This window comes from Pedobacter gandavensis (assembly GCF_032678745.1).
Classification (GTDB): domain Bacteria; phylum Bacteroidota; class Bacteroidia; order Sphingobacteriales; family Sphingobacteriaceae; genus Pedobacter; species Pedobacter gandavensis_C.
This window is the reverse complement of the sequence record NZ_JAVTST010000001.1, coordinates 1756209-1773399: the sequence shown is the minus strand read 5'-3', so window position 1 is coordinate 1773399 and position 17191 is coordinate 1756209. Positions and strand designations below refer to the sequence as shown.

Here is a 17191-nt window from a genome sequence, read left to right as displayed (position 1 = left end):
AAATTTAAATCGTCTTATTCTTGATGAAATTGAAAAACCCTTCTCTGTAAGAATCTCCAATACTGATGTCCTTATCGTGATTAAACAGTCTGAGGGTATAGCCCTGCACTTTAGCAATTCGTTTTTTTGAAATGATAAAAGATTTATGAACCCTCATAAACTTGCTTTTTGGTAAGATTTTCTCCAGGTCTTTTAAGCTCTGGTTAGAAAGAGACATCTTCCCGTTATGGTATAAGCTCACATAATTCCCATCACTCTCCACATACTCAATATCATCCATGTTGACCTTATCATACTTCCCTTTTACTCCCCCTTTGATAAAGAGAAAATCAGACATTTCATCAATATCAGTACCCTCAGCGCTAGTCAATTTATTCTCTACTTTTTGAAGTGCAGCGAGAAATCTGGCAAAAGTAAAGGGTTTCAGTAAATAATCAGTGGCCTCCAAATCAAATCCCTGGATCGCATACTCGCTGAAAGCAGTAGTAAATACCACCTGTAGCTGATGCTTATTGATCAGGTTTTTTACAAAGTCAATCCCAGAGATCTCAGGCATCTGAATGTCGCAGAATAAGAGATGAATGGTATTGTTCTTTATGAAATTATGGGCTTCAATTGCGTCTGTTGTAGCCAATAAAATCTTTATAACTCCTGATTTCATACAGAAGTGGGTAAGAAGCTCCACCGATGGAAGCTCATCATCCAGGATAACACAATTGATCATATTTGTTTTTTTAGGTGAATAGTAAGGTTTGTATAAAAATAGCCGTTGGCCTGACTGTAGTGAAACTCATAGCTATCTTTATAATATTTATTCAGACGGGAACTGATATTGGCAATGCCAATACCTGACTTCTCATCGTGGTTCTTTGCAGTTTTAATTTTGTTCTTACCTAAGAAACTGAATATGCCATCTTCATAGCTGATGTCGATGGTTGCCGGACTATCAGAAGAAAGATGTCCGTGTTTTAGAATGTTCTCCGCCAGGGTTACCAGCACCAAAGGAGGTAAAAACACCTGATCCATATCTCCTTTTGTGTTAAAATGAAAGATATTCTCATTGCTCAGCCTAAACTCATGGATAGAGATGACATTTAAAATGTGTTTAATCTCTTCAGATGCAGGCGCATGAGAACCGTTTTCCAGCCATTTTGGTAAATAGGCATAACGCATAATCTCAGATAGCTTTTGGATTTTATCCGCTAAATCTTCCGAATACACGATGGATTTAGCATACAACATATTCAGTGTATTGAATAGAAAGTGCGGATTAATCTGAGATCGAAGTAGATTTGCCTCTACTTCAATCTTTTCTTTTTCCAGGTTGGAGGAATTAATCTTTTCTTTCATGAGTTCACTGACAAAAAAGTACGCCGCACCTAAAGAGAAATAGTAGATGAATTGAAATAACCAAAACGTAATGTATTTATAGTAATTAATTGGATTGTCATTGTGAATAAGTAAGGGTTGAATAAATCCCCTGTTTAATAAAGCCAATCCAATACTGCTGACCAACAATACGATCAGCAGTGAAATGCTTTTGAAAATAGAGGGTTTTTTATACTTGATCAGATCAAGGTAATAAACCGTTGCATAAAAATTGTAAACCAGTACCGTAAGAAAAAACAACAGATAACTGATCACAGCCCCAAAGGAAAAATTAAATCTAGGGTCCAAAACCGCATTGGAGATGTAATTGTATATGAAAAATACAATCCAAAAGGTGTAATGTAGTCTAGTTTTTAGAAATAAAACAGGTTCTTTTTTCGACATTAGGGCTTAAGATAATAAATTATCTTAATTTTCTAATGCATACAGAAATAACTTTCATTCAATGAAGTCCTGTTTTTTCCAACATGTTCGTCAGGGGCATTTGTATGCGGATTTCCTAATACATTAATTGCTTTCTCGTTTTTGAAATTAGCAGCATTGACATTTTGATCATTAGTCAGTTTTGCGATCAATACTTTTTGTAAGTTAAGTTTCGGAGTAGTTAGATTTTTCATAATTGTTTGATTTAGATTGAGTCAAAGAAATAGCAAAAAAATAACTTGGCTAATTAAAATACATTAAGCAGGCTAACTTCGGTATGAACCAGTGTTTTAGCGGTGTTTTCCGCTTTGTAGAATTGTAATTATGAAGAGAAAATAACAGTTTTCTCTTCATAATGTATTGATGTTAAGGTCAGTCTTTCAGCTCTTTAAGGTCGTTTTTGTTTAACCAGCCTTTGGTTACCTGACCGTCTTTGCTCGTATGCGTGACATAAATAAAGCCTTTATCTTCTTCGATCACATTAAACTTAGCATTGGTCCATAAACCGAGTACACCATTTTTTTGTGAGTTGCTATCCGCAGCTTCATAAAAATAGATGGTACCTTTAGGCAACTGGTATTTCTTACCCTCGCTAACAATTACAGTAGCATTGTCTTTTGCCTTAGCTTCAGCCTCCGCACGTTTTGCTGCAGCAGCCATTTGTGCTTCATACTCTTTCTTCAGACTATCAATTTCAACCTGCTGAGCAGCCGTGTCAATCGCCACTGGCTGAACTTGTGCAGTCGTATCAGGCTCATAACTGGTGTCAGTACTGCTGGTGTCAACTTTAGCTACCTGTGAAGAGTCAACGCCCACTTGATGCAGAGAACGATCATCATTCTTCATGAAAAGACCATATACCGAAAGCATACCAAGCGCAAGTATGGATAAGATCATGATGGCAAATACAGGTTTCGACAACCTCACCTCGTCTGTAGCCAGACTTACTGGAGCTACTTCTTGCTGATATAGGGGAGCTGGAGTAGGAGCAGGCTTGGCAGGTACAGTAGGAACCGGTACTATGGCATCAGCACCTCTATGCGTAATGGCTTCTTGTAAATCAGCACCATTGGCATATCGTTGATCAGGACGCTTTTCTAAACATTTTTTAATGACCTGTAATAGCCAGTGTGGAACATTAGATTCCTTTTTGCGTTTTTCCGCATCCCAGCTTTCCGGCAATCGGTTCATACGTAAAGTCACCGGATCCGGTACCTCTGCTTCCATATGAGAAATCATGACCTGGTTGCGGGAACTTTCGTTTTTATTGATCAATGGGAAAGGTACCGTTCCTGCCAGCAATTCATAAAGGATAATGCCATAACTGTAGATATCCGTCTGAAAAAACATTTCTCCATCATGCTGTTCCGGTGCCATAAACTCTACCGCACCGGCATGGCGCAGACTGGTACGACGTTGCTCGTCAGACATAATCGCCAAGCCAAAATCCAGTAATACATAATTACCGGTCTCCGTATTGAATTTTACATTGTTGCTTTTTACGTCGCCATGTTTGATCCCTACCCGGTGGCAATGTGCCAATGCATTGGCCAGTTGTTCGGCCAGTTTAATGACTTCCTGAATAGTAAATATCGGCGGATGAGGCGGCATTAACAGCTTCTCGAGGTCCGGACCTTCAATATATTCCATTTCGATAAAAGGGAAGGAACCACTTTCAGTGAGCCCGGATCCTAATATTTTTACCACATTAGGATTAGGTACCTCATTTACCTTTTTGAGCTTTTCCACCTCGTTTTTAAACCTGATGAAGTTCTTGTCATCCTCACTTTCTGTATGTATGGGCGTAGGCATAATCTTCACTGCCGTGATGATCGTTCCCACACGTTTACCCTTATATACAGAACCCTGGCCACCTGTACTTAGCGCACCCAGATTTTCTAATCCTTCTGTTATCGTAAAAACTTTACTCATTATACAATATTAATAATTCCTGAATCATTATAACTAAATTCCAAAACGGCAAGCTCACCTAAAATGATCTGATCGCCTTCCTGTAAAGTATGACCAATCTCGGCTACATTAAGTTTTACTGGTGTATGGTCGGCAACCGACCTCATTCTTACCTTATTGCGGGGCGGGATACCACCTTCATCCGCAAATAACAGAAAAGATCCAGTATTATTGTCCCACTCTATATGGGCATGCTGTCTGCTGATAAATTTATTCGCCTCATTATTGCTGTCATCAAGAAAGGCAATGTGATTAATTCTGAAAAATCCATCACTCACCTGAACTTTAGCGGCTCTACCAATATTGATCTTCCCATCCGTAGCCGTAATCTTATATTGCATTTTCTCCGATGCTCCATTTAAGGTACGGATATAGGCGGTACTGGATTTTGTAACCACCACATGTTCCGGTGTTCTGATGTAAAGCGCTGCATTGATGTTGGAAAGCTTTATAGCATCTGCTGGTAATTCTTCTACGAAATTAATCTGCAAAGTCCAGTCTGCAGGTAAATCTATCGCAAAATCATCAACTATGCGTTGGATTTCATTTTTAAATCGCAGTTCATCTTCCGCAAAAACAGCGGATTCGTACATAAACCTTTCTGCAGGTAAACAGGCCAGGAGTACTGCCAGCCCTTTAATGTGTTTACCTTCACCGCCTTCCAGCTTTTGAAGTTCCTGCTTGATCGCAGTCAGTAGTGCCTCTCTGATGGCTTTTACATCTTGCAATGGCTCAGGTTCTCGCTTATTAAATAGATTAAACATACAATCTCTTTTAAGGTTTATTCTCTTCTTTACTTAGGTATCCTAGTTTTAAAAGGGCAGGTACCACATGCTGACCCGCCAGTCTCACAGCTCTACTGGAACCACGGGTTGATTCAATTCTGATACACACTACAATATGTCCTTTTCCATTTGCTTTAGGCGCATAAAAAGTATACCAGCCATCATTAATCTTTCCATCCTTCCAGATCCGCTCCGGAGTACCCGTTTTACCGGCTACCTTTAAACCCAGTAAACTGGTTTTATTGGCACTTTGCTTGAGCATATAACTACCTATGGTATTTGCATATTCAGATTTGTTAGCAATCTTAATAGCAGGGTTAACTGAAGTCGCCGAGTCACTTATTTTCAATACATAGCGGTTGGCTACCAGCTTGCCATTATTGGCTACCCCCGAAACCAATCGGGCAACAGCTGCAGGCGTAGCGATGAGTTCACCTTGTCCCCATGCCATTCCTGAAATCCCTTTTGCTCTGGTCCGACGAATCCTTGCAGGATCATACTTAGGTTTGGTATTAAATTCTGTTTTCTCCCAAAAGTTTCTCCATTTGCTTTCTTGTTTTACATTAGCAGTGTCCCTACCGTAGTAGTAACCGCCAACACCATGTAAAAACATACCGGTTTTTAAATACAAACTGGCCATTTCATCCTGTAGATGTTCCTCGTTGGCAATTTTAATGAAGTAAACATTGTTAGATTTTACAACTGCTTTTTCCATGTCAATACGACCCGTTTCATCAGGCTCAATGCCCTTGGTTCTAATTCTTTCTGCAGTAGAAACAGTATATGTTTTTTTAGCAGCATCAGGCCCCAGTTTGTTAAATGCAGCCATTGCAGTGAGGACTTTGGCAGTCGATCCCGGTGGTGTAGCAGTAGTAAAGCCTAAATCTGAAGTCGTATACCAACCCGCTAATTTATTCTGCTCCGTGGTACTCATATTCAGCAGGTCCCAATTTTTAACAGGTGGTAGGGGATAAACTGCCGAGGTCAATACATCGCCAGTAGCATCTTCCATGATCACCACTGAAACGCGACTGTTTCTGATGGCAGTATCCTGAGCCATGGTATGCTGAATAGTCGTTTGTAATGCTGCATCTATGGTCAGCTTTACATTCCTGTTGCGCTTTTTAAAAGCTTCCACTTCCTCGCTGTTGATGCCTGATAACAACAAAGGAGCCAATGCAGCATAATCTCTTTTGCTCACCGTCATCTCTTTTACACCTATCGGAAGGAACCTGTTTTCACGGTATTTGTGTGCATGGGTATTAAAGGAAACAGTAGGGGTTTTAAAACCTCTCAGTTCTGCAGCATGTTCATATTCAGCAAAATAACCATTGGTACTCCCATTAAATACATTGGTGTTGTTATCGCCAACCCAGAAAAATAACTGTTCCTCAAAAGGATAGTATCGGTCCACACGCTTATGTTCTGCGGAATCCAGGTTATAGGAGATCCCTGCATTACTGAGTTCCTGTTGTTGTTTTTTGATGAGTTCAGGATTCCCTGTAGCCAGAATCCGACCATTCCTGTCGTACAATTCTCCTGCCGACAATTTGTTCATTAATATAGCAATCCGGGGATTGTAGCTAAACATACGGCTACCACTTTTATCGGCGACTAGTGCAGGTTGAACTACCCATTTTTTATTGTGAATGATATAACTGGATACAGTAACTGTAAGGGATACAATAGCTACACTCGCAGCAAGTAAGGCCGGAACCAGGTTTTTATCCTGTTGTTTGGTGATATAGGTCATTTGTACATTTGTACCTTTTACCAGGGAAACCGAAAGTAGAAATCCTGCTGCCAGCATATTGGCCACCAATGAAGAACCTCCATAACTGATGAATGGGAGTGCTACCCCTGATAGAGGTAAGGCGCCAGTAGAGCCACCCGCAATCAGTAAAAATTGTACGAATAAGCTGATGCCGACACCGGCAGATAAATAGAAGAGGAAGGGCATACCCGTTTGGCGCCCAATTAGAATGGCCCGGTGTAAAAACACCAGGAATAAAATAAACAGCCCTATAATCCCCGCCAGGCCAAACTCTTCGCCAATGGCAGGTAAGATCATATCGGTATGCGCTTCAGGAATGGTCTTTGCAAAACCTTGCCCAACCCCCTGACCGCTAAGACCACCACTGGAAATTGCCCAGATGCCATTCGCTACCTGATCACCACCATATACCTCATTGTTCCATGGGTCCTGCCAGATCGATTTACGTTCGCTCAACCTGTTTACCGGACCCGGAATGAGTTGATCCAGGTAAGGAACCTGATCGATCAATAAGAAGGCAGCCATCACCACTACAATCATAATGGCAGATTCACTCGTTTTCTTATTGACCACCATAATCAGCGAAACCAATGCAACAGTAACTAAGGTCGCAATCCAGACATTCAATAACCAGGCACTAAAAACATAAATCATGATGGCAGTTAGCATCATCATAAAATCGCCCCGCGAAAAAGAGAAGAGAATAATAAAGGTGAAACAGACCACCATTGCCGGACCTAAATCACCCAGCAACAAATACATTAATATGGCCACAAGAATGGCAATTAAAGCAAAAGAAAAGAAGAACCAACGCTTTTTCCAGCTGCTGTATTCTGTAATGAATCGCTCATTGGAAGCAAAAAATCCGGCAAGAAACAGGATGATGGCATATTTTACTATTTCACTGGGTTGTACCCCAAATAAGTTCACCTTTACGCCACTCCCTTCCGGGCCGGTACCAAAAACGATGGTAAAGGCCAGTAAGCATAAGGCCATAATCGCCCATTGCCAGCCTTTAGCCTTACTGAACGCATTTTTGACCAGGAACATACGGTACAAACGAGAGTCGACATTGAACTTGCGCAGGTTTATCGAAAGCATAATCCCGATACTCAGAATCCCGAGCCCATAAAAAATAAGGCTGTCCCTTGCCAGGAAGCGATCGCGCAGCGGATCCTGCAAACTTAATAGGGTAAGGAAAGATAATCCCGTCATCAGCATGATAATGGGTAGTATCAATTGATCTGCCTGTGGATACTTAGCGTGTAAAAGGAAATGAAGCAGGAAGAAGCCGCTAAAAAAACAAGCGACAATAATCCAATACCATTGGTTGTAATTTTCAGGGCTACGTACAATCAGTGATTTTTCCTTTTTGAGGATTTTGAAATCCCGAGTAGAGAAAAGTCTGATGCTATGTGGAGATTGTTTGAAATTAAGCCTGACCTCCTTATCGAGTTCCTGTAAGCCCTGCGACTTTCCAAACTGAGCGCCAGGTTTTAAAGGGAGCACGCCATAAGCCCTGTTGTCCGGTAAATGTTGGAAATGATATTCCCCATTTGCATCCGTTCTTAAATAGGCAATGAAATCATTGACCACCTCTTCTTCGGTATAAGCAGTGTCCTGAGGCAGGATCATTTGTAAGCGTACTAAAACACCTGCAACGGCTTTACCTGCAGTGTCTGTGATCTTTCCACTTAGTCCATAACTGCCTTTCGCAAAATCTTTTGTGGAAGGCAGAGACTGTGGGCGTTTTTGCTCCTGACTGTATTTTAAAGAATCAGTACCGGTAAAGCCCAACAATAAGCGGGAAGCAAGAACACGTTCTTTAAAATTCTTCCCACCATCTGAAAAAGCGACATCAGCAGGAACAAAGAATCTGCGTTTATTCAGTTCACCGATATTATCGATGGCCTCTTTATGGAGCAAAAACTGATTACTAACCACTTCCTCAATCAGATTGATGTCCTTCTTGTCTTCAAAATAATAACCTTTAGTCAGGAGTTTTTTTATCCGTTTACCAGGTTCAGCATCGTTTAAATTTACCATTGTACCCTCAGCTAACCGCGGATGTACATCGGTAAATGTTTTTTGCTGAGTAAAATAAAGCGTGACAAATAAAGCAGCCAATACCAGAGTGCTGAGTAGTAAAAATATACGCTCAACCTTTCTGTGTTGGTTTGTTGCTGTTTGTTTGCCCATATGGTGATTTAATTAGCTGGTTTGTTCCTGGTTAATGTTTTGTTATTTCTTGTTTACTGCTGGAATGTCCGTTCTGATGAACTGAACATTTTTTAGCAACACTCCTTTTTTCTGTAAGGCGCTGACATCATTGAAATTCTCAAAAGTGAAATTCTCTAATAAGGTGCTTTTATTGCCAGGCGAGATCAGAAATGCCTGTCCTTTATACCCCGTGTCACTTTTGATAACGAGGTTACGCTCAGCCTTCAGGTATAAACTATCTCTGTTAATCCTGATGGGCTCCGTAATCAGGATCGGGGATTTAAAAATAGTAGTATCCAGTATCAGGATATTCCCTTTCAGCTTATCTAGTGTGTCTTGTAGTTTAAACGCCTGAGTAGTTTGTACAGCTGTAGAGTCCGGAACTGGATTCGATTTGATGTCTGTATCAGATTGCGTCCAGAAAAAATAAGCAATGGCAGCAATTACAATAAAGAGCATGAAAACTAGTATTGGGTTTAATCTCTTGCCTTGTTTTTTTGAGGATGCTTTCGTTAAGGCTACGCTAGGTTCGGAAACTACATTTTCTATAATAGGGGCGGTTGCCTCTGAAACAGGGGCTACCGTCTTATTTTTCTTAGGTTGTGATTTTGGTTTTAAAGCTTCATGGACAAATGTGGCTTTATCATTTTTAACCAGTACTACCGTGATGTTATCGCGACCGCCATTGGCATTGGCCATATCCACTAAGGCGCTACCTTTTTGCTCCAGTGTAAGCGCTTGTAATAATATATTGGTAATGTTTTCTCTATTGACCATGTCCGACAAACCATCACTGCAAAGCAGGATCAGATCGCCGGGTAGGAAAGGGGATTGGCCTGTTTCAATGTCATCTTCATGCCCGGTTATACTTCCTGGAAAACCTAATGCTTTGTTGATCTCGTTGCGTTTTGGATGCTGCATGGCCTGTTCTTCGGTTAAGCGTCCTGAATCCTCCAGGAAACCAACAAAAGACTGGTCTTTAGAAATTTTTATTAAGGAATTGTCTCGCAACAGGTACAATCGGGTATCGCCTACATGCGCATAATAGAATTGGTTGTTTTCCAGATCTGCTACCGCGATGCTAAGCACACAAGCCATGTCTTCATGGGCTTTCTCCTCCTGTTTGGCCTTCAGGATCTGATCATTTGCTTCAATGATTGCATTTCGCATCAACTGTAGAAAATCAGCAGCCGGTTTATCTATCCGTTTTAATAGCGTTGCTCTGGCAATGGCAGCAGCAACTTCACCACCGGCATAACCGCCAACGCCATCTATTACACAGGCCAGCACCAATGCTGTTCCTGCAATTTTTTCCGCAATAAAGGTATCCTCGTTATTGCTACGCACTCTTCCCGTATCGGTTATTCCAAAATAGTTGCTATCCATCATTCTTGCTGGTCGATTTTTTAATGGACACAAAATGTGCGATGAGTAAGATTAAACAGATCAGCAATAACGCTAATGATAGGAGCTGCGACATAATTATGCTTTAAATACGTTCATGCCAATGATTCCGTTCAGGATGATTCTGGAATTCATAGGAAGTTCTACCCATTTCGGATCATCCGGATTACTTCTTTCTACCAGATTTTCATTCAGTATGGTTTTCTCTCCAAATGAGGAAAGGAAAAATTTATCTTCTGTTTTATGATATCTGATTTGTAAATGTGGGGAGTTTACCCATTCAGAAGGAATCTTGAAGACATTTGCATCTTCCCTGCTTTCCTCATTTCCTGAAACTATGATGTCCTTAGACTTCATCAGATATTCTAGCTTTTGTCCGGAGTAGGCCTTATCTGGTAGGGTAGTCTCAAATCTTGCCAACAGCACATTTTCCTCCGGCATCTCATCTTGCTTGGCCACAAATTTTAAATTGGCCAGGTATGGAATTTCATAATAGCCTTCGCTATAGAATATGAAATCCTTTAATATGTCGTTGCTGATGTCGAATGTCTGAGCCAAACCCGTTTGTCGTGGGATAAAAGTAACCCTTAGGTTTTCTTGTTTCTGACCGCCATCAGGCATTAATTTACCAATAAAGCCTTTGTCTCCAGGTTTGTAATCCGGATGAGAAACAAAGCGGAATACCCATTTATTACTGGAGGGTTCCACTCTTTTTCCTGTAGCGGCATAATCATTCAATATTTCATAAAACTTCTTTACCGATTCTTGCGCAATTAAGCCAAAAAGACCATTCCGGTTGTCCATAAATGCACGGTAATCATCCGTGTTTAAGCAAATGATATACTCATGGTAGAAAACAACGCGTTCCGCAAAGGAGAGTTCTCCGATAGATTCTTTGAATTTCTCTATGATATAGGTATAAACGGTATCGGGCGTAAGTGGCTGTGCTTTAGCTATGGGATCGGTGTTGTTATTGTTGCTTAAAAACCAATCTTGTATACCTATTCGCTGCCAAAAAGAAGGTTTGTCTTCCATTTATAAACGTTTAATGATCTTTGAATTTTTATATAACGGTAAAGCTAGGTATTTCAGTGTATAAATAACCATGCGTTTCAATAGCTTAAAAGCCAAACCAGCCTTTGTTTCCCCCAAGAAGTTCATCTGGAATCTCTAATCCTGCGGCTTTCGCTGCATTAATATGTTCCTCTGCCTTCTTTTCGTCCTGGAATCCTTTTTCATTTCTATAAATTTTAGCCAACTCGATATGCGCTGTAGGATAGCCTAGCGTTATGGAAAGTGTAAAGTATTTGATGGCCATTTCATTGTCTTTTGCTGCCCCTAATCCTTTAGAAATTAAAATGCCGAAGTTATAAGCGGAAACCTCATTTCCTTCCTCAGCGGCTAAGCGGTAATACTCCAGGGCTTTTTCATATTCGGCCTTTAGGTCATACAAATAACCTAACCAGTTGTATTTGGGCTCAGCTAAGGTTTCGGCTGTCAGATAGTGTGCAAAGGCTTTTTCAAGATCATAGGTTGGCAACTCCTCATCAGAATAAATATCAGCGAGATTGTTATTGGCCAGTGCCAGTTGCGCTTCAGCCGCTTTTTTCAGCCAGTACAATGACTTCTCCAGGTCTGCCTCACATCCAACGCCATATTTATAACACATGCCCAGTCCATTCATAGAATTTTCATTTCCCTTTACAGCGCCTTTGTTAAACCAAATGAAAGCCTTGTCCTCATTTTTAAAGCCATCAATGCTATAATAAATGTGTGCAAGGTTATTTATGGAAGGATTATGGCCTTTTTCTGCCGCGACGGTATAATAATAAATGGCTTTACCATAATCTTCATCGGAATAAGCCTGTTCGCCTTGTTCAAATAAGGTGTCTATGTTGCTCAGCTCAGCACTGGCCTGCTGGTCGTCCATTTTTTGCCCTTTCCCATAGCATAAAAGTTTTTTCCTGCTTTCAAACTCAAAATAGTAGGCATAATCTTCGCTGGCATGTTCCAGTGCTATGGCTTTATCTGTAGGTTCAATGCTGTGTTCTGTAACAGTAAATACCTGATCTTCTTTGAAAGCATAGGCACAGCCATCTTCTATAGGTTTGCGGACCACCAGATCAAATTCAAATTCGCTAAAGTCATTGGAGATCGGATTTGCAATGCCCCATTTCTTGTTTTTCTGCAAGGCAAAAAGGGGTCCTTCAAGCCACATGATCTGCTGGTAATGATCCATTGGAATGAGCCAGGATAATTGTTCTGGATCTCCGTCGAAAATTCCTTTTTGATCTCCCTGATGGACCAAAGCCATATCACTTCTTTCTCCAAATAAGCTAATTCCGACATCCAGAATTGCATCGAACTGACAAGGAAGGATATAGGATTCAGTTTTCCTGCTGATGGCACCATGTTTTTTATCTTTTCTGATCACCAACAGATCCGGGAAATAGGTTTGGCGACTTATTTTCTCAAACCCACTATCCAGTAAGCTTCCATCCTTTTTGTAGATGGAATTGAAACTTACTCCCTTATGGGCTTTAATTAAGAGCAATCCATTTTCCAGGTTTTCTATTGCCTGGATGGGGAATTCGCCCAGGTATTTAAAAAACTCATTAAAGATCTTTTGATTTTTTTGCCCGGATACTTCAATATGGTAAAAACCATAAGCCGCCTGGGCTTCATTTTTATGTTTAAATTCAACGAGGATTTCTCCTGAGGGATTGATGATACCCCAATATTCGCCTATTTTTGCATTGTAATAATTGCCATCATCAAGCACTTTCAGGTCATCGTAAATAAGCTCAGTGACCAGCTTACCTGCTACATTGATTAATCCTGTTTTTCCTTCCAATACCACCACAGCAAATCCAGAATATTCGAAGTCAAAGGCGTCATCCCAGGTTAAAGGAATGGCAACTTTTCCAGTAGTATCCAGGTATCCAAATTTGCCGCCTTTTGAGACTACTGCCAGCTCCTGTGGACCAAATTTGTAAAACTCATCGTACTCCGGACTAAGTATTACCTGGCCATCTTTGTCTTTTAGGCCCCAGAGTTGGTTCTCCTCGAAGATCTCAAATGGCTCTTCTTCTTCATAGTCCTGATAGATACAAGTCCAGCCATAAGCGTAGTCTTCATAATTTAGCAGGTCTGAGAAGGAGTTAAAAGCAGGACTAACATCTTTTAGTTCCTTATAGCTCAGTAAACTCGCATCTCCGGAATCCATAGCCATCGTTATGACCTGATTGTTATGGGCGATAGTGGCCAGCCAATCTGCTGCTTGTTCTTCATGAGGGGCATCGTCCATATTTAACACATCCCACATATCGAGATGGAAATATTCGCCATCAAGTCGATCCAGGTAACTGAATAATTTGTCGCGGGCCTCTTTAAATTGCGCTACATTTTTAATGAGCTCAGGTTGGGACTCCAGGAAATTATAAAAACGTTTCAGGTTTTCAATGCCGGGTTTGGCATTGTAAAATAAACCAGCATCATTAAATTCAACATGATTGTTGTAATTATTACCAGAAATAAAGCCGCCTTCAATGAGTAAGGGCTGAAGCATTAATGGCATTTCATATCCCCATTCCATCATCATGGTATCGGAACTTTCTGCAACTGAGGGCGTATCGAGGTTGTATAAATAGGCGCGGTGTGACAATTTAGCGTAAATTAAAAGGTTTGCAAACAGAGTCCGGTTTACAGCCAATTTTATGCCAGTTAATATAAATCTGATTCATTTCCGGAGATGAATTTTCATTAGGACATAAAAAATATTTACAAAATTTAGGTGATATTTGGTCTGATATATACACATACTATTAAAACATAGTATTATGGTTCCAAAGTCTGATAAAGAAGAAACAGCAATAGATTCTGAAGCGGTACTGATATCACTCTATCAGGATGCTTTTCCTCTTGTGGCAGCCTATGTACAGAAAATGGGAGGCTCCTTCGATGAAGCTAAAGACATTTTTCAGGACGCCCTCATTATTTACTATGAAAAAGTTAAGCATAGCCAAATAACGCTGCGGTACACTGAAAAAACATACCTGTTCGGCATCGCAAAATACCTTTGGAATAAACGGTATAAAGTAACCAGTAAAGAATTCCCTTTTGACTTGCATCATGATCCCGAACCTGCAGACTCCGTTTATGAAGAGATATCTTCCTCCAGATTGATCCATTTACTAGAAACAGCAGGTCAGAAATGTATGCAGCTACTCAGTGCCTTTTATTATGAGCGGTTGAATATGGAAAGCCTTGCAGAGCGGTTTGGGTTTTCTAGTCCCAGATCAGCAACTGTTCAGAAATTTAAATGCCTGGAGAAAATTAAAGAAACAGTAAAAGAAAAATCATTGAATTATGAAGACATCATGGAATGAACTGCTTCTGATTGAAGATTATCTTTTGTCAGATAGAAAAGGAACAGATAAAATTCTACTTGAAGCCCATATGGTATTGAAACCAGGTTTAAGAGAAAGCCTTTTTTGGCAAGAAAAAACCTATAGCCTGATTGAGGAATACGGAAGACAGCAGCTGAGAAAAGAAATAGAACAAGTGCATGAAAAGTTGTTTACAGCTCCGGAACACTATTCTTTCCGAAAAAAGATCATGCAGCTTTTCGGTAAATAACCATACAACGTAATTTTTGAAAAATAACCAGATCTCTCTATAAGAGGGCAGGACAACCTATGTCCAATAATTTAAAAACAGAAGAACATGAACAAGAACGAATTTCGCAATTATGCCCTAAAACACCACCGCATCAATAGTTTATACGTTGATGGTTATATCAATAGAATAGCTTCCAGTGTAGGGCCGAAGGCAATGACGCCTTACATCACTGAAGAGCGACAATTAAATGTGGCACAGATGGATGTGTTTTCCAGATTGATGATGGACCGCATTATCTTTCTGGGGGAACCTGTTGACGATAGGAATGCCAATGTGATACAAGCACAATTACTCTTTTTACAGTCTGTCGATGCACAGAAAGATATTCAGTTGTATGTGAACTCTCCTGGAGGGGCTGTCTATGCCGGCCTTGGGATTTATGATACCATGCAATTGATCTCGCCGGATGTGGCAACCATATGTACTGGCGTTGCATTATCCATGGGTTCCGTATTGCTTTGCGCCGGTGCTTCTGGTAAACGCTCCGCACTAAAACACTCCAGAGTAATGATTCATCAGGCCAGTGGTGGCGCACAAGGTACTGCCATGGATATGGACATCAGTATAAAGGAAGTACTTAAAGTTCAAGATGAATTGTACCATATTATAGCCCTGCATAGCGGTCAGCGTTTTGATAAAATCAATGAAATTGCCGCCCGGGATTTCTGGATGACAGCTGAAGAAGCCAAAACCTTTGGCATGATTGACGAAGTATTGGTATAGTTATGAAATCGACAAACAATGGACATCCTTAAGCACCAACTGTACCTGTCCTGACTGCTCCTGCACGCTTGTAATTGGCCATAATCACGCCACTTGGCATGACAAAACTCTCTATCAATTTAAATGTGGCGGGAAAGGCCTCATCGTCAAACAGTTTTTTTCCTTTACCAAGCAGTAAGGGATGAATATTAAGCCAGAGCTCGTCCACTAAATCATGTTTCAGTAATAGCTGAACGAGCATGGCACTTCCCCAAATTTTTAAGTCAGCACCAGCTGATTTTTTGAGTTTTTTAATAGCTGCCAGGTCGGTAAGGAAGGTTGTGTTTTCCCAATCAGAGGCTTTCATGGTATTTGACAAAACGTATTTGTTGACTTCATTGACCCCCGGCCATTGGTTCGCATGCTCAGGCCAGTACGAAGCAAAAATCTCATAGGTTTTTCTGCCAAGAAGTAAATCAGCAGGTTCCATTTGCTTTTGCATCACCTTGCCAGCAGCTTCATCATCAAAAGGTGCTGTCCAACCACCGTACTTGAAATCCCCTGAGGGATCTTCCCCAGGTCCACCAGGAGCTTGCATAACTCCATCCAGTGTAATAAATGATAAAACAGTTATTTTTCTCATGTTGATACTCCCTCCTTTAAGATTCCTGTTTAAAAGCTACTATAAATTCAATCACGTTACTATGTAAATCTCGGTAACAATAGGATAATATTTGCGGGGTAAATGGGACAATTTAAAGGGTCGAATGCGACAGGTTTAATTAAAGGGATAGGGTTTTCTATACCAACTTGTGCAGTTTATCCACAAGTTGGTATGTCATTGCCGATTCTTTTTAAGCTGTATGTGAAGTGAAATGTGGCAATACTTCAGTAGCCAGTTCATCAATTATCTCCTTTATGGGACGGTTGCTATGTTGTATGCCTATAGCAGCATGATTTACTCCGGCTTCTTGCCATTCATTTAATAAATCGATTAGGCCAAACCTTCCTGTTTTTAGTACAAAGCCACCATGTAATGGTGTTCTTGGGAAATTAGGATCTTCAGTCAATTCAATCCATTCATTGGTCATATGAGGTTTAAATTCTCCGTTTGGAATAAGGTTTCGCCAGGCATTTATTTTTGCTCCTAAAGCCTGAGTTTGTAGTTTTGATGTGGTAGCTCCCGGATAGGTGATCCATCCATCGCCATGTGTTGCAATCCAGGATAGGGACTGCTGACTTGAGCCTGTAATCAATGTTGGAATACGGCCTTGAGCTGGTTTAGGAAGGAGGTCAAGTCCCTGAATCTGCGTAAGACTTGAAGCTATTTGTGGGTAGGTAGTACTGGTTAAGGTATGAAATTCATCCAAAACCTGTCTGAATTTCTCAGCTCTGTTTTCAAAATCTACTCCGAATGCAGGAAATTCAGCCAATCGATCTCCGGAGCCAACACCTAGTAATAGCCTGTTGCCCGACAACTGGTCTATTGAGGCTGCAGTTTTTGCCAATGCAATAGGATGCCAGAAAGGCAAGATAATACTTCCGGTTCCAAGGGCAACATTATAGGTTTGTCCGGCTAAATAGGAAAGATAGGTAAAGGCATCATAAACCTGACCAGCATCACCAAAGTTAGGGTCGAATAAAGGGATATCCCGAACCCAGACCGCGGCAAAGTGATGTTTATCGATCTGTTTGATGTGTTCCGTATGGTTATTAAATATTCCAATGTCTCCAGAATATATATCCAGAGGGAGAAATAAACCCAGACTTAGTTTTTTCGGGGCAAATACGCGATTGAAAGCCTTGTGCTTTGTACTGATGATTTGATTCATTCTTGTTTTAA

At 40.7% G+C, this 17191-nt stretch carries 14 protein-coding genes; 3 read left to right on the top strand and 11 right to left on the bottom strand.

Going from position 1 to position 17191, the window contains the following annotated elements:
- Window positions 1-4: 4 nt before the first annotated feature.
- From R2S10_RS07265 to R2S10_RS07225, 9 genes are all read right to left on the bottom strand, one after another.
- Window positions 5-724, bottom strand: coding sequence for a LytTR family DNA-binding domain-containing protein (locus tag R2S10_RS07265; protein WP_316839781.1), 720 nt, complete (start codon window positions 722-724; stop codon window positions 5-7).
- Complete coding sequence (locus tag R2S10_RS07260; RefSeq protein WP_316839780.1) at window positions 721-1773, bottom strand: sensor histidine kinase; 1053 nt, start codon at window positions 1771-1773, stop codon at window positions 721-723. The genes R2S10_RS07265 and R2S10_RS07260 overlap by 4 nt, the downstream gene beginning before the upstream one ends.
- Window positions 1774-1805: 32 nt before the next feature.
- Window positions 1806-2006 (bottom strand): hypothetical protein, encoded by a 201-nt coding sequence (locus R2S10_RS07255; protein WP_316839779.1) that lies wholly within the window; start codon window positions 2004-2006, stop codon window positions 1806-1808.
- A 178-nt stretch (window positions 2007-2184) separates the two neighbouring features.
- A complete protein-coding gene (locus R2S10_RS07250; protein WP_316839778.1) occupies window positions 2185-3744 on the bottom strand; it encodes a serine/threonine-protein kinase in 1560 nt (519 codons plus the stop codon).
- Window positions 3744-4547, bottom strand: coding sequence for an FHA domain-containing protein (locus R2S10_RS07245; RefSeq protein WP_316839777.1), 804 nt, complete (start codon window positions 4545-4547; stop codon window positions 3744-3746). Before R2S10_RS07245 ends, R2S10_RS07250 begins: the two co-directional genes overlap by 1 nt.
- Window positions 4548-4557: 10 nt before the next feature.
- Window positions 4558-8541: an FtsW/RodA/SpoVE family cell cycle protein gene (locus R2S10_RS07240; protein ID WP_316839776.1), complete on the bottom strand. Its 3984-nt coding sequence runs from the start codon at window positions 8539-8541 to the stop codon at window positions 4558-4560.
- 42 nt (window positions 8542-8583) lie between these two features.
- The gene (locus tag R2S10_RS07235) at window positions 8584-9951 is read right to left on the bottom strand and encodes a PP2C family protein-serine/threonine phosphatase (protein ID WP_316839775.1); all 1368 of its coding nucleotides are present in this window, start codon (window positions 9949-9951) and stop codon (window positions 8584-8586) included.
- A gap of 93 nt (window positions 9952-10044) precedes the next feature.
- Window positions 10045-11001 (bottom strand): hypothetical protein, encoded by a 957-nt coding sequence (locus R2S10_RS07230; RefSeq protein WP_316839774.1) that lies wholly within the window; start codon window positions 10999-11001, stop codon window positions 10045-10047.
- Window positions 11002-11086: 85 nt separating this feature from the next.
- Entirely contained in the window at window positions 11087-13630 is a 2544-nt protein-coding gene (locus R2S10_RS07225; protein WP_316839773.1) for an SEL1-like repeat protein, read from the bottom strand.
- Between the two features lie 175 nt (window positions 13631-13805).
- Here R2S10_RS07225 and R2S10_RS07220 point away from each other — a divergent pair, with 175 nt between their 5' ends.
- From R2S10_RS07220 to R2S10_RS07210, 3 genes are all read left to right on the top strand, one after another.
- Window positions 13806-14354, top strand: a complete 549-nt coding sequence (locus R2S10_RS07220) for a sigma-70 family RNA polymerase sigma factor (protein ID WP_316839772.1) — start codon at window positions 13806-13808, stop codon at window positions 14352-14354.
- The gene (locus R2S10_RS07215) at window positions 14335-14604 is read left to right on the top strand and encodes a hypothetical protein (RefSeq protein ID WP_316839771.1); all 270 of its coding nucleotides are present in this window, start codon (window positions 14335-14337) and stop codon (window positions 14602-14604) included. The genes R2S10_RS07220 and R2S10_RS07215 overlap by 20 nt, the downstream gene beginning before the upstream one ends.
- 87 nt (window positions 14605-14691) lie before the next feature.
- On the top strand, window positions 14692-15369 hold the full coding sequence (locus R2S10_RS07210; RefSeq protein ID WP_316839770.1) for an ATP-dependent Clp protease proteolytic subunit: 678 nt from the start codon (window positions 14692-14694) through the stop codon (window positions 15367-15369).
- A gap of 28 nt (window positions 15370-15397) precedes the next feature.
- Here R2S10_RS07210 and R2S10_RS07205 read toward each other — a convergent pair whose 3' ends face one another.
- On the bottom strand, window positions 15398-15991 hold the full coding sequence (locus R2S10_RS07205; RefSeq protein ID WP_316839769.1) for a dihydrofolate reductase family protein: 594 nt from the start codon (window positions 15989-15991) through the stop codon (window positions 15398-15400).
- A gap of 211 nt (window positions 15992-16202) precedes the next feature.
- A complete protein-coding gene (locus R2S10_RS07200; RefSeq protein ID WP_316839768.1) occupies window positions 16203-17180 on the bottom strand; it encodes an LLM class oxidoreductase in 978 nt (325 codons plus the stop codon).
- Window positions 17181-17191 lie beyond the last annotated feature (11 nt).